General features: G+C 43.1%; 13 protein-coding genes. 12 read left to right on the forward strand and 1 reads right to left on the reverse strand.

The genetic code is table 11. The annotated features are described in order from the left end of the window. Positions 1-8: 8 nt before the first annotated feature. From KDN34_RS06010 to KDN34_RS06035, 6 genes are all read left to right on the forward strand, one after another. Positions 9-1,160: a 2-hydroxyacyl-CoA dehydratase subunit D gene (locus KDN34_RS06010; protein WP_212595993.1), complete on the forward strand. Its 1,152-nt coding sequence runs from the start codon at positions 9-11 to the stop codon at positions 1,158-1,160. 1 nt (position 1,161) lies between these two features. Next, complete coding sequence (locus tag KDN34_RS06015; RefSeq protein WP_212595994.1) at positions 1,162-2,442, forward strand: 2-hydroxyacyl-CoA dehydratase family protein; 1,281 nt, start codon at positions 1,162-1,164, stop codon at positions 2,440-2,442. A 57-nt stretch (positions 2,443-2,499) separates the two neighbouring features. Beyond that, entirely contained in the window at positions 2,500-3,282 is a 783-nt protein-coding gene (locus KDN34_RS06020) for an acyl-CoA dehydratase activase (protein ID WP_212595995.1), read from the forward strand. 10 nt (positions 3,283-3,292) lie between these two features. Continuing rightward, positions 3,293-4,063 (forward strand): hypothetical protein, encoded by a 771-nt coding sequence (locus KDN34_RS06025; protein ID WP_212595996.1) that lies wholly within the window; start codon positions 3,293-3,295, stop codon positions 4,061-4,063. After that, positions 4,053-4,826 carry an ATP-binding protein gene (locus KDN34_RS06030; RefSeq protein ID WP_212595997.1) on the forward strand — a complete coding sequence of 258 codons (774 nt, stop codon included), beginning with the start codon at positions 4,053-4,055 and terminating at the stop codon, positions 4,824-4,826. The genes KDN34_RS06025 and KDN34_RS06030 overlap by 11 nt, the downstream gene beginning before the upstream one ends. A 226-nt stretch (positions 4,827-5,052) precedes the next feature. Next, positions 5,053-5,451: a GFA family protein gene (locus tag KDN34_RS06035; RefSeq protein WP_212595998.1), complete on the forward strand. Its 399-nt coding sequence runs from the start codon at positions 5,053-5,055 to the stop codon at positions 5,449-5,451. Positions 5,452-5,655: 204 nt separating this feature from the next. On the opposite strand, the gene KDN34_RS06040 is transcribed toward KDN34_RS06035, so the two are convergent. After that, the gene (locus KDN34_RS06040; RefSeq protein WP_212596541.1) at positions 5,656-7,485 is read right to left on the reverse strand and encodes an ABC transporter ATP-binding protein; all 1,830 of its coding nucleotides are present in this window, start codon (positions 7,483-7,485) and stop codon (positions 5,656-5,658) included. A gap of 190 nt (positions 7,486-7,675) precedes the next feature. Here KDN34_RS06040 and KDN34_RS06045 point away from each other — a divergent pair, with 190 nt between their 5' ends. The 6 genes from KDN34_RS06045 to KDN34_RS06070 all read left to right on the forward strand — a co-directional run bounded on the left by KDN34_RS06045 (position 7,676) and on the right by KDN34_RS06070 (position 13,246). Next, positions 7,676-9,202, forward strand: coding sequence for a DNA-3-methyladenine glycosylase 2 family protein (locus tag KDN34_RS06045; RefSeq protein WP_212595999.1), 1,527 nt, complete (start codon positions 7,676-7,678; stop codon positions 9,200-9,202). Between the two features lies 1 nt (position 9,203). Beyond that, positions 9,204-9,734 (forward strand): methylated-DNA--[protein]-cysteine S-methyltransferase, encoded by a 531-nt coding sequence (locus KDN34_RS06050; protein WP_212596000.1) that lies wholly within the window; start codon positions 9,204-9,206, stop codon positions 9,732-9,734. An 83-nt stretch (positions 9,735-9,817) separates the two neighbouring features. After that, entirely contained in the window at positions 9,818-10,264 is a 447-nt protein-coding gene (locus tag KDN34_RS06055) for a hypothetical protein (RefSeq protein ID WP_212596001.1), read from the forward strand. A gap of 94 nt (positions 10,265-10,358) precedes the next feature. Next, positions 10,359-11,249, forward strand: a complete 891-nt coding sequence (locus tag KDN34_RS06060) for a chemotaxis protein CheV (protein ID WP_212596002.1) — start codon at positions 10,359-10,361, stop codon at positions 11,247-11,249. 126 nt (positions 11,250-11,375) lie between these two features. Continuing rightward, entirely contained in the window at positions 11,376-12,599 is a 1,224-nt protein-coding gene (gene sstT / locus KDN34_RS06065; protein WP_212596003.1) for a serine/threonine transporter SstT, read from the forward strand. Positions 12,600-12,850: 251 nt separating this feature from the next. Continuing rightward, positions 12,851-13,246 (forward strand): hypothetical protein, encoded by a 396-nt coding sequence (locus KDN34_RS06070; RefSeq protein WP_212596004.1) that lies wholly within the window; start codon positions 12,851-12,853, stop codon positions 13,244-13,246. Positions 13,247-13,251 lie beyond the last annotated feature (5 nt).

Below are 13,251 nucleotides of genomic sequence, written 5' to 3' on the forward strand. Positions count from 1 at the left end.
GGTGTGTAATGAAAGAATTATTAGCTAGAAAAAAAGAGATTATGGCGTTATTCAAAGACGTCCTTGAACCTAAGGAATCTATTGTTATATCTGACTGGAAAAAAGATGGTGGTAAAATAATTGGTTGTTTATATAACTATTTTCCAGAAGAAATTATTACTGCTGCGGGATTTCTGCCTTATCGTGTAAATGCTTTAAATAGTCAGGGAACTGAATTAGCTGAACCCAGATTTTCTCAAATTAACTGCAGCTTAGTGAGACATTTCTACAACGAAGCTGCTAAAGGCGCTCAGGACTTTTTAGATGGATTAGTTACAGTAAATAACTGTGATCATCTTCGAAGGTTATTCGATAACTGGCAAGATCAAATCGATACCGGATTTTTTTATTTTATTCCGCTGCCAAAAAAGGCCGGCGAATTGCAAATTGAAGAATTTTGTAAGAAAATTTCAGCTTTTAAATCAAGATTTGAGGAATTTTTTAGAATTAGCATATCTGATGAAAGTCTGAAAACTGCTATCAGAGTGCATAATGTCACTAAAAATCTTCAGAGACAGCTTTACGACTTTCGAGCACAAGGCTGCAGTTTGATATCTGCAGCAGATGTGATGACGATAATGATCGCAAGTCACTGCTTTCCTAGAGAGAGATTTAATACTCTTTTGAGTGAACTCGTTAATATTTGTCAATCATATAAATTTGAAGCGGATGCTAATGCTAAGAAAGTAATGGTAATAGGTGGAGAATTAGATAACTCAAATATTTTACAGCTCATTGAGGAATCTGGGGCATTTGTTATTACAGACTCATTGGGTTATGGCACTCGAGACTGTAAAAAAGATATTCCATTATCTAATAACCCTATTAGTGACATTGCCAACTACTATCTTTCAATAAAACCTTGTGACCCAAGATTTTTTGGAACAACTTATGAACGTAACCAATATGTTCAAGATTTATTAGATAGTCATAATGTCGACGGAATTATTGGAATACGTATTCTTCAATGTGATCATTGGGCATTTGAATTGCTAAATATGAAGAAGCTTTCAAAACGGAACAGTATTCCATACTTAAATTTGGAAACTGAATACATATTTAGTGGCGTCGGTCAAACAAAGACCAGAGTTCAAGCCTTTATAGAAAGTATTGGAGCTTAAAATGAATAAAATAAAGCCTGGTTTGGAAAGATTTAGAGAATATCGTGATCGAATCAAATCATTCATAGATGGTATTAAAGCAAGTCCAGAACCTAATCCTGTTTTGATAAAATTTTTTGAATTAATTTACGAAAATGACTGCAAAACCGTTGATTGTATTGAAAATGACAAGCCATTGCTGTCAAGTTGGTATGGCAATGCTCCTGAAATCTACGCCGCTATGGGTCTACATTATTATTGTGTTGTAGATAACATGCTAGCGCATCAAGCTTTCACCGATGATTTGGAAAAAACCGCACTTACTGACATTCCCACAGATATGTGTAGTCTCATTAAAGTCGGTGCTTATGCTGTTGAAAATGGTTTAGCGCCTATCCCTTCAGCAATGATCGCCATGCTAGAACCCTGTGATGCACAGTCTGCATTACATGAGGCCTGGCTTAATTCAGATGATTGGGCTCATATTGACACTTATGCTTTAGACCCTTCTTATGGCAGCACCGATGAAGATTGGAGCTATTTCGTAAAAGAGTTAAAAGGCCTTATCGCTTTTCTGGAGCAGAAATTTAATCTCAAACTTGACGTTGACAGATTGAGAGAGATTGTTGAAGTTACCAATCAACAATATGAGGCCCTGGCTGAATATATGGAATACCGCCGGGCGCTCCCTTGTCCGCACCCATCATTTATGGGTTCAAAATTGGGTTGGCCTATTACACAGCATATTGCAGCGGGAAATCCTGGTACGGTTGAAGTCTTTAAGATGCTGTCATATGACGCCGAACAAAAGGTTAAAGCTGGCATCGGTGCCGTACCAAATGAAAAGATCCGTTGTGCTTGGACGGACCTTATTCCAACATGGGCAGATGAATATGCTGAATTTTTGGCTACTGAATGTAACGCCAATATTGTGACTGACTTCCAGTGCCTCACACCCTATGAGCATATTGATACATCAACATTGGATACCATGTTGACCGGCCTTGCTAAGCGCAATTTGTCCGAAGTTCCCATGATTCGACAAGCTAGAGGTAATATCGACATCATGCTCCAAGATATCACCCAAATGGTGACGGAATTTAATTGCAATTGTGTCATTTTCTCTGGCCATGTTGGTCACAAAGATCAATCTGCATCAATCGGGTTTGTAAAAGAGCTTTGTAAAGATCTCGGCGTACCACTATTGGTACTTACTGTTGATAACTTTGATCTTAGTTATACACCAATGGAAGTTATTAAACAGAAAACGCTTACATTTTTTAATGCTCATGGCTTGCTTTGATTAGCTCATACAAGGTGGCGTAAATACGCCACCTTACTCATTCGCGAGGAAAAACCAATGATTGTAGCTGGTTGTGATTTGGGTTCTGCGGCAGGGAAAGTTGTTATATTAAAAGATAAAAAAGTTATTTCATCTGCCGTCGTAAAATCTACTACTTCCCCCGAAAAAACTGCTTTAAAGGCGCTAGAAATCGCTATGTCAGCTATCGGAATGAAAGATTTAGCTGAATTAGACAATATTGTGTCTACAGGCTATGGACGCTCAAAGTTATCCTTCGTTAAAAAAAATGTCACTGAAATTGCTTGTCACGCAAGAGGCGCATTTGAGCTAAATCCGACCATCAGAACGCTTATTGATGTGGGAGGGCAAGACTGCAAAATTATTTCAATTACTAATAAAGGAAGAGTGGCCGAATTTAATATGAATGACAGATGTGCTGCTGGAACTGGGAAATTCTTGGAGTCAATGGCACGTACACTAAACTGCTCTCTAGAAGAATTTTCAGACCTAGCTTTATCTCATACAGAAATACTTAAAATCTCTAGCCAGTGTAGTGTATTTGCGGAATCTGAAGTTATCACACTCATTAATGACGGTATGAAACCTGAAAATATTGCAGCGGGACTCGTTGATTCTATTGCAAGACGTCTGATTGCTATGATTAATCGCGTTGGACTTGAGCTCCCCGTGGGATTTAGTGGTGGCGGTGCAAAAAGTGAATCCTTAGTTAAATTTCTAGAAAAGAAACTTAATACTGAAATTGTGAGATTCGACTGTAGTCCTCAGTTAGTCGGAGCAATAGGCGCTGCCCATTTTGCTACTGAGTTAATAGAAATTTAGGATAGAACTTATGGATGTATTCACAACTAGCATAGAAAATGTTGATAAAATATTTTCTTCAAATGTCAAAAATTACAAAATTGAATTGACTAAAGAAAGCTGTATTTCTTCATTAGCTTCTCAAAAATTATTTCGTTTTGGCGACCAGTCCGTAAGTCGATTAGTGTTAAAAAGTGATTCTGCTATTGAGTTGGGAGGTCCTACTACCACTTCAGTATCAATGTTGCTTGCAGAATATAGTAGCAAAGCATCCAATATTAATGAAATCATCATAAACGGTAATCTTAATTTGGAAAATATTGAAGATGCCACCATCGCGTTTGGACAGGTTGTTATTATTAATGGAAGTTTAATTACTAACCGTGATGTTATAAAAGCTAATGAAATTATTAGAAGCGGGATATATTTTGATGGACTAATGTTAAAAAGTCAGAATGAAATCATTTGGTATAGAATATCAAAATCACTGTTAAAATTGGGGTTTTCGATCAAGACATTAGCACAAGGTGTCATCTTTTCTTTATTATCAGAAATACCAACAATAGAAAGTGTCAAGATCTACTTTACATCAGATAAAGATAATGACATTAGAAAATTATCAGAAGAATTATCCGAAGTAAAAAAAATTACTAAATCTATTAAGGAATCTGTTTGGCTGGAAAAAGGTATAAATATTCAAGATGGTTCTATTACTCATTGTGGTTCGTGTAGTGATAAAAGTACCTGTACAAATATACGTAAAGCAACTAATAAACTAAAAGGTGGCTGCAGTGGAAAATAAAAGAATAATTGCGCTTTGTGGTAAAGGCGGTGTCGGGAAAACAGCCATTACATCAATGATTTTATCACTACTATCAACAGATAAAGATTTTGGAAAAGTGCTAGTTATCGATGCTGATCCTGCTCAGGGATTAACCTATGCAATAGATGCAAAAATTGAAAGTACCATGGGTAAAGTTAGAGATGAGCTTATTCACAAAGCAAAGTCTACCGATAAAAATGATCTGGTTGATTTTACCAACTCACTTGATTACCTTCTTTATGAGAGTCTTTACGAATGTGAGAACTTTTCACTTTTGGCGATGGGCCGTTCAGAAGAGAAGGGGTGCTTTTGTCCTGTAAATGATTTATTGCAGCAGGCAATTAGTAAATTAAGTGGAGAATTCGATACTATTTTGATCGATGGAGAAGCAGGCCTGGAACAGATCAATAGACAAATTGTGAAAAAGCTGAACAATGTTTTAATTATTTCTGATGCCTCTGTCAGAGGATTTGAGACAATTAAACAAATTAAATCTATGGTGACAGGTGATGCTAAAGTTGTCGAATGCCAACGTTATGGTGTCATATTTAATCGTGTATCAGATCAACATAGAACTACGCTAAAATTTAAGCTTGCCGATATCAATGTGGATTTAGTCGGCGTTATCCCTCAAGACAGTTCTGTTGCGGAATTTGATTTTTGTGGGAAATCCTTGTTGGCACTACCAGCAGATTCCGAAGCCTTAGCTTCCTTAAAATCTGTCATTCAGTATTTACGTTAATGACAAAAATAAGCACTTGGCTCAGCATGGGTATGGGTTTTAGTCGCACAGTGAATTTAACCATCTGATAAGAGGTGAGAGACTCACCTCTTAGATGATATTGGCTCCTAAGGCGGCGTGAATTGTCATGCTCAGCTAGACATCGATCAAAGTGGAAAAGCCCGTTATTAATATGTATATTTGCACGATATAAAATGTCTAATTTTCATTGGCTTGGAGCATTTAAATGAATAAGATTCAAGGTGGCTGCCATTGTGGACATGTAAGCTGGGAATTTGAGTTGCCAGTAAAAACGGTAGTTAAATGCCACTGCAATAATTGTAGGAAATTACAGGGTTCCGATTATAGTTCTTGGATTGTCGTGCCAAAGTCTCAGTTCAAAGTTAACTCAGGCAGGGAAGAGATCTCTACGTATCATTTTTCAGAAGTATCACAAAAATATTTTTGCGCTAATTGCGGCTCTACGGTTTATGGCATTAATGGAAAACATTTTCCTACGGACTTTATGGTTCCACTCGGAGAAGTTGACAATTATTCTGAAGATTTAGCCCCTAAAATCCAAGTTTATTCTAAAGATAAAGCAGCATGGGTTCATATCCATGATGATGAACCTGTCGTTAGTTAAAAATACTACCAGTGCAGCGGCAAATTAATCGGTGACTCTTGGTTTGCTGCTGTTGCAAGCTCTAAAACCTAAGATTGGAATAGCCCGTATTTCCGTTTATCTTAGGACGGGACAAATTGTAATATCCTTGTATCGGTTGCTGCCGATTCAAGCATCTGTGACAATCCGTATTAATCTCTATTCCGCTCTTACAATAAATATCTCTTAGTCAACGCCGAGGAAACCGCCGGTCTGATGCGCCCACAAATGCGCATAGATGCCATTATTCTGCAACAGTTCTTGGTGTGTTCCCTGCTCAATAACGCGCCCTTGATCCAGTACTATCAGGCGATCCATCGCAGCAATGGTCGACAAACGATGCGCAATAGCAATAACGGTTTTGCCTTCCATTAGCTGATACAGACTTTCCTGAATAGCGGCTTCGACTTCGGAGTCCAGTGCTGAGGTGGCTTCGTCAAGGATCAGTATTGGTGCATCCTTCAGCAGCACACGGGCAATGGCTATACGTTGGCGCTGACCACCAGAAAGTTTAACGCCGCGTTCTCCAACCTGTGCATCTAAACCACTGTTACCTTTGGGATCAGTCAAGGTGGCGATAAATTCTTTTGCCTGAGCTTTTTCGATTGCTTGCAGCATCTCCGCTTCAGTCGCATCTGGTCTACCGTAGAGAATATTCTCGCGAATAGAACGATGGAGCAGGGAAGTATCCTGCGTCACCATACCAATATTGGAGCGTAATGAATCCTGGGATATTTCCCGGATGTTCTGTCCATCGATGCAGATATTGCCCTTTTCCACATCATAAAATCGCATCAGCAGGTTAACCATGGTTGATTTACCTGCACCGGAACGGCCAACCAAGCCAATTTTTTCTCCAGGTTTTATATGCAGATCCAGATCGTTTAATACCCCGTTCTGTTCACCATAATGGAAATTAACATGATTAAAGTCGATGGCACCTTTGCTCACCAATAATGGTTTCGCTTCCTGAACATCTACAATATTGGCGGGTTGTGACAAGGTGTGCATACCGTCAGTGACGGTACCGATATTTTCAAATAGGGCACTAACTTCCCACATGATCCACTGTGACATACCATTAAGTCGCAATGCCAAACTCACTGCAATGGCAATCGCTCCCACGGTAATCGCACTTCCCATCCACAACCAGATCGACAGCGCGGTGACGGCAAACGCCAATGAGTAGTTGAGTACCTGAACACTGACGTTGATACCCGTAACTAGCCGCATTTGGCGGTAAACCGTGTCCAGAAAGCCTGCCATGCTAGTACGTGCGTAATCTGCTTCCTGATGGGTATGGGCAAATAATTTAACGGTTGTGATGTTGGTGTAACTATCAACAATGCGACCGGTCATTGTTGAGCGGGCATCGGCTTGTTCACTGGAAACGCGCTTTAACCGCGGCACAAAATACCATTGCAAGCTGATATATATCACTAGCCACAGCATCATCGGCATCATTAAACGCCAGTCAGCACGGGCCATCATGATCACCATAGAAGTGAAATACACGAGGATATACACCAATACATCGAGCAATTTCATCACAGTTTCGCGAATGGCTAAGGACGTTTGCATCACTTTAGCGGCGATACGCCCCGCAAAATCATTCTGGTAGAACGCTACGCTTTGTTTAAGCAGATATTTATGTGCCAGCCAGCGAACTGACATGGGGTAGTTACCAAGCAAACTCTGATAAGCAATCAGTGCATGAGCCAGTGTTAACAGCGGAATTAACACCAGTACCATCAGTGTCATTCCCAATAACTTCGTCCCTTCCTGTTGCAGTAATGTTGCCGGGTCTTTGGTGACTAACCAATCGACAAGTTGTCCCATAAAGCCAAACAATGACACTTCCAAAACCGCTAAGGTGGCAGTCAGTACTGACATGATGACGAGTGGAACTTCAAAACCGCGAGTGTAATGGCGGCAAAACGCAAACAGTCCTTTGGGGGGTTGGGCCGGATCGACATCCGGTAACGGGTTGGTCCAACCCTCAAATATACTAAACAACTTCTGGATCATGGTTTTTCTTCTTTGCCAATGCTGACGCTAGCATACCTTATTTATCGCAGTTGCTGCATGGCTTAATGGTTTCATTGTGTTTAGGAACGACGATGATAATTGAGTTCCGTTTTCCGCTGGTTAAGCGACCTTGGGTTGGTTAACCTTGGCAATATTCGATAGTCATTGGTGACTGCTCATGAGCTTTGTGGACTTACATCCAGACACTTGCCGCCAGGCGCGATTAAGCCGGGATTTCCGTTTTGATGGCCGCTTTTTTGTCGGGGTTTTAAGTACGGGCATTTATTGTCGGCCGGTATGTCCTGCGGTCAGTGCCAATGAGAATAACGTGCGTTATTTTGCCAGCGCTGCTGCGGCTGCGGCAGCGGGTTTGCGTCCTTGCTTACGATGTCGTCCAGAGAGCGCCCCCGGTTCTTGTGCTTGGCGCGGCACTCGCACCACGTTAGAACGCGCGATGCGTCTGATAGAGCAGGGGGCGTTAAATGGCGACAGCCAATCAGCTGTGGATTCGCTGGCGGAACGTCTGGGGATTAGTAGTCGCTGGCTGCGTAAATTATTTACTCAATCGATAGGAACATCGCCTGTACAGTATGCCATATATTGCCGCCTACTCCTGGCAAAGCAGCTTTTGCACGAAACCGGGTTAACCATCACTCAGGTGGCGCTGGCTTCCGGGTTTAATAGTGTGCGTCGCTTTAATGAAGTGTTTCAACAGCGCTTGCAAATGACACCGTCCGCCATTCGTCGTCATAAATCTGTTTCTGATTACGGCACTATGCGGTTATTTTTAAGTTATCGCCCCCCTTATGACTGGCAACACCTTCGCAGTTTTTTCCACTATCGAGCCGTGCCAGCAATGGAATGGTTTGAACAGCATGGTAACGAAGGTTATGGTCGAACGCTGTTAGTGAAGCATCAGCAGCATCAGTTACGAGGCTGGTTTTTTGCCATCAATCAACCGGAACAACACCGCTTTTCCGTTGAGATAGCATTGGATGCTGACGGCAATTTGGAATTGCTTCCGTTATGGTTACAGCGGATCCGTCAGATCCTGGATTTAGATACTGAACCAGTGATTATCCACGAACGCTTATTAGCGTTGCAGGCGCATTTACCCGAGCTACAGGTCATGCCAGGGTTGCGTTTACCCGGCTGCAGTTCATCATTTGAGGCGGGTGTCCGAGCGGTGTTAGGACAACAAGTTAGCCTTAAACAGGCCACGACATTGTTGGGGCAGTTGGTGCGGCAATATGGTGAAAAACAGATTGTTAATGGCAGGGATTGTGTATTTTTTCCTTCGGTGGAGTTGCTGGCTGTTCAGGAAAGTCTCCCATTACCGATGCCGCAAAGTCGGCAGCAGACATTACAGCGATTGGCCATATATTTGCATCACAGAGATGAAGCAACAGAGACCATTACCGACAGTCATTTGCTGAACGATTGGCTCGATATTAAGGGTATTGGCCCGTGGACGGTTGCCTATGCTGCCATGCGGGGATTGTCAGCACCGGACATTTTACTTTGCAGTGATTTAGTTATTAAAAAGCAATTACAGCAAATGGCTGCAGTCGCCGAGATAAAGGATTTTAATAGCTTTAGTCAGACTATCGCCGCCAGCATTTCACCTTGGGGGAGCTACTTAACTCTGTCGTTATGGCATCAGGCCGCATCAACCAAGGCTAAAAATTCAGTATCGGAGTCATAATATGAGCAATGTCGTTTCAATGCTAAAGGTGCCATCCAACGCCGAACCAATCGCGGAGTTGATATTAGACTCGCCGTGTGGTGTTTTATGGTTAGCCGCTAACGAATCCGGACTATGTTATCTTCGTCCTATCTCGGCACAATGTGCTGAATTGGTTTCAGCACCCAAGCCGAGTCACCAGCAAGCAGAGACAATTCTGCAGCAAGCGAAACAGCAATTGATAGAGTATTTTGCAGGAACGAGACAGATGTTCAATGTGCCATTAGCACCCGATGGTACGGCATTTCAACGCAAAGTATGGCAACAGTTGATGCAAATACCTTACGGTGATAGTTGCAGTTACGGCGAGCTTGCTGACCAGATACAACAGCCTACGGCTGCACGTGCGGTTGGCACCGCCAATGGCGCCAATCGCATCGCAATTATCATTCCCTGTCATCGGGTAATTGGTAAAAATGGTCAGTTGACCGGTTATGCGTGGGGGCTGCAAATGAAGCAACTATTGTTGGACTTGGAAGCAAAATCTAAATAAATTTTTGCAGAATATCACCGATTGCGAATAAACATTGGGGTATCTTTCATCGTCGATATTCCAGTTACTTAGTGGTAATAGAAGTGGAACTTATCTGGTTAAATGAATCTGTAGCCGCATTGGCCATTACGCCGCAGTCGTCGCTACCCTCAATGCTTAAACAGCATGCGCTGCAAGCGGTACTGCAATTGCAACCAGTCACTGATTGTGAACTGCCATCGGAAATCATCGCGCTGCAACTGGCATTGCCACTGCAACCGAGTCCGGACGATCGCTTTTTGCAACAATTATCGCTGCAGCTGCCAGCGGCATTGTCATTTGTTGAGAGTCAGCAACAGCAGGGCCATAAAGCATTGATGACTGCCGCTGACGCTGGGGTATTAGGTGTCATGATGGCTAACTTCTTAATGACACAAGGTGCCGCACCTGTACACGCGGTGGCTCAGGTTCGGTCATTGTATGATGATGCTTTTGCCAACGAAGGCTGGGATCAATTCGTGTTTGATGTACTGTATCGTATGCAAGCCTGAATCTGTGCGGCAGATCCTGGCATCCTCACAGTAGTTTTTCACCGCTGTGTTATGCTAACGCCGTTTAATGACGTCATTTATTTGCGGAGACCCCATGAAAAGCAAGGCTAACCAGTCACAAGGATTACTTTTGTTCAGGTTGTCACAACGACAGTTGTTTGCCATGGGAACACTGAAAATCCGTGAATTGGTGCCGTATCAACCGCTAAGTCAATTACCTAATGCTCATGCGGCGGTCGTCGGCGCTGCCGCGATCCGTGGACACACACTTCCGGTGGTTGATATGGCGGCCGCGGTGGGCTATCCCCCGTTAACGAAAGACGAGATGAAGTCAGGGTATATCATCATCACTGACTGTCAGCGGATGGTGATTGGCTTTCTGGTCCGAGGCATTGATAAAATCGTTGAGTGTAACTGGCGTGACATTGAGTCACCCCCACAAAATCTAGGCAAAAATGCGTTTCTGACCGGGGTTACACGGTACGACGATCAACTCATTCAGTTACTGGATTTAGAGCTGCTGTTATCAAAAATTTTCCCTCAGGCTTCACAGAAGCTGGTGGGGGTCACCGATATTCAACGAGAATTGCTGCGGCCTTTGCGCATTTTATTGGTGGATGACTCTAAAGTTGCCCGCAAACAATTGTGCGATGCGTTGGATGATCTCAACATTCCTTATGATGTAACCTCCAATGGTAAGGAAGCACTATCCATTATGGAGCAAGGTGCGGCTGAACAGCGTCCGGTAGATATTCTGGTGAGCGACATTGAGATGCCGGGTCTGGATGGTTATGAATTGGCGTTTGAGGTCCGAGACAATACACTGTTACGTCATGCCTATATTATTTTGCACACCTCTTTATCCAGTGAGATTAGCGTGAGTCAGGCACATCAGGTCGGGGCAAATGAAGCGCTGACAAAATTTGATGCCCGTGAACTGGTGGAAGCCATGTTGCGTGGTGCAAAATCACTGACCGGGGATTAATCACTCGCCTTATTTTCATGTATTTTAGTGTTTTTACCTGATACTGGCTGGACAAGCTGGGGCATCTCCGATAAAAACGTAACTCCAATGGCGCCCGCCATCATGATAATAATGATAGGTTTAGTGATGAACGTATTTTCCTCTATTTTTCAGCGCATACTTCGTGGCAGTCTGGTATTACAGATTTTTACCGGTATTATCGCCGGGATCTTGCTCGCAGTTATCGCGCCGCAGTGGGCCGGAAAAATCGCGTTCCTCGGAGAATTGTTTGTTGGTGCACTCAAAGCAATAGCACCCATTTTGGTCTTCCTGCTGGTCACAGCATCCATTGCTAACCAGAAGAAAAATACCCAGACCAACATGAAACCTGTGGTGATCCTATATCTCGTTGGTACTTTTGCGGCGGCACTCACAGCTGTTGCCGCAAGCTTTATGTTCCCATCTTCATTAGAACTACAGACATCCCAACAACAGTTATCACCACCACAAGATATCGGTGAAGTGTTGCATACCTTGTTGTTCCGACTGATTGATAATCCCGTTAATGCACTGATGAGCGGTAATTATATTGGGATCTTGGTTTGGGCTATTGGTCTTGGACTTACGCTGCGCCATGGCAGCGAATCTAGTAAACAGGTGTTCTGGGATATCGCTCATGGTGTCTCGCAGATGGTGCGTTTTGTTATCCGTCTGGCACCGTTGGGCGTGTTTGGTTTGGTCGCTGTGGCAGTATCTGAAACTGGTTTCGGCGTGTTGGCAGGCTATGCGCACTTGTTAGCCGTATTGCTTGGGGCCATGTTATTTATCGCTTTGGTGGTGAATCCATTACTGGTTTTTTATAAGACTCATCAGAACCCGTATCCATTAGTTCTGACCTGTTTAAGGGAAAGTGGGGTAACCGCCTTTTTTACGCGCTCCAGTGCCGCGAATATTCCGGTCAATATGGCATTGTGTGAGCGTCTTAAATTGCATGAGGACACTTATTCTGTGTCGATCCCGTTAGGGGCAACGGTAAATATGGGCGGTGCCGCAATTACCATCACGGTACTGACGTTGGCGGCGGTCAACACCTTGGGTATTCCGGTGGATATTCCTACTGCCTTGCTGCTCAGTTTAATCGCTTCGATCTCTGCTTGTGGCGCCTCAGGTGTGGCAGGTGGCTCATTGTTGTTGATCCCGCTAGCTTGTAGTTTATTTGGTATTGATAACAGCACTGCCATGCAGGTTGTGGCCGTTGGTATGATCATCGGCGTAGTGCAGGATTCAGCAGAAACCGCATTGAACTCCTCTACGGATGTGGTATTCACCGCGGCGGCTTGTATTGGGGCTGAACGCCAACAGCAGTCTTAATATTGTCATGATATCTAGGATGAAGGCCGCTTTAAGGCTGCCTTTATCCTATAAGATCTCCACTGTGAGGTGTTTCACTAAACACTGAAATAGCGCTAGTAGAGTGATATTGATCGCGTCTTTCAATTGTTAATGCGATACACTGCGCACACATATCAAGGTCATCACTCACTAATAGTAATAGTGCCAATGAGTGGTTCGATCTGTCCTTCACGTCTTGATTACTTTTTGCATTTGGGGGCAAAAGTATTATGGGATTACTGCTGGATATCCAAGATAAAGTGCCATTGCAATTGCGGGGATTAAGTAAACTTTCCGGCATTTCTGCAGTTGAAAAACGTCGCCGATTACTGCTGAATCATCAGGGACAACGCCAGTTAGTAGGGTGTTGGCGCGATCAGCGAGAAAATCTAAATGACGAGGTACATCTCTTCCGTGATAACGGTAAATGGATAATGGCATCTTGGTTTAGTGATGGTTGCCATAGTCTGGATGAAATGAATGCTATTGATACCGCAGATGGTGTGCGTCTTGAAGAAAAAGACGGCAATGTTTTTGGCGAATATCTGTTGTTACAAGGGAACGATACCCTCGCATTCTGTAACGAGAATGGTTGTTACTGTACTGCGGAAAAAATCAGTTTTTAACTTCC

The sequence above is a fragment of the Shewanella yunxiaonensis genome (assembly GCF_018223345.1).
GTDB lineage: Bacteria > Pseudomonadota > Gammaproteobacteria > Enterobacterales > Shewanellaceae > Shewanella > Shewanella yunxiaonensis.

Coding starts and splice junctions, on each gene's coding strand:
- KDN34_RS06060 (WP_212596002.1), top strand. CDS start 10,359: ATGAAAAGCAAGGCTAACCAGTCACAAGGATTACTTTTGTTCAGGTTG.
- KDN34_RS06045 (WP_212595999.1), top strand. CDS start 7,676: ATGAGCTTTGTGGACTTACATCCAGACACTTGCCGCCAGGCGCGATTA.
- KDN34_RS06015 (WP_212595994.1), top strand. CDS start 1,162: ATGAATAAAATAAAGCCTGGTTTGGAAAGATTTAGAGAATATCGTGAT.
- KDN34_RS06020 (WP_212595995.1), top strand. CDS start 2,500: ATGATTGTAGCTGGTTGTGATTTGGGTTCTGCGGCAGGGAAAGTTGTT.
- sstT (WP_212596003.1), top strand. CDS start 11,376: ATGAACGTATTTTCCTCTATTTTTCAGCGCATACTTCGTGGCAGTCTG.
- KDN34_RS06050 (WP_212596000.1), top strand. CDS start 9,204: ATGAGCAATGTCGTTTCAATGCTAAAGGTGCCATCCAACGCCGAACCA.
- KDN34_RS06035 (WP_212595998.1), top strand. CDS start 5,053: ATGAATAAGATTCAAGGTGGCTGCCATTGTGGACATGTAAGCTGGGAA.
- KDN34_RS06070 (WP_212596004.1), top strand. CDS start 12,851: ATGGGATTACTGCTGGATATCCAAGATAAAGTGCCATTGCAATTGCGG.
- KDN34_RS06025 (WP_212595996.1), top strand. CDS start 3,293: ATGGATGTATTCACAACTAGCATAGAAAATGTTGATAAAATATTTTCT.
- KDN34_RS06010 (WP_212595993.1), top strand. CDS start 9: ATGAAAGAATTATTAGCTAGAAAAAAAGAGATTATGGCGTTATTCAAA.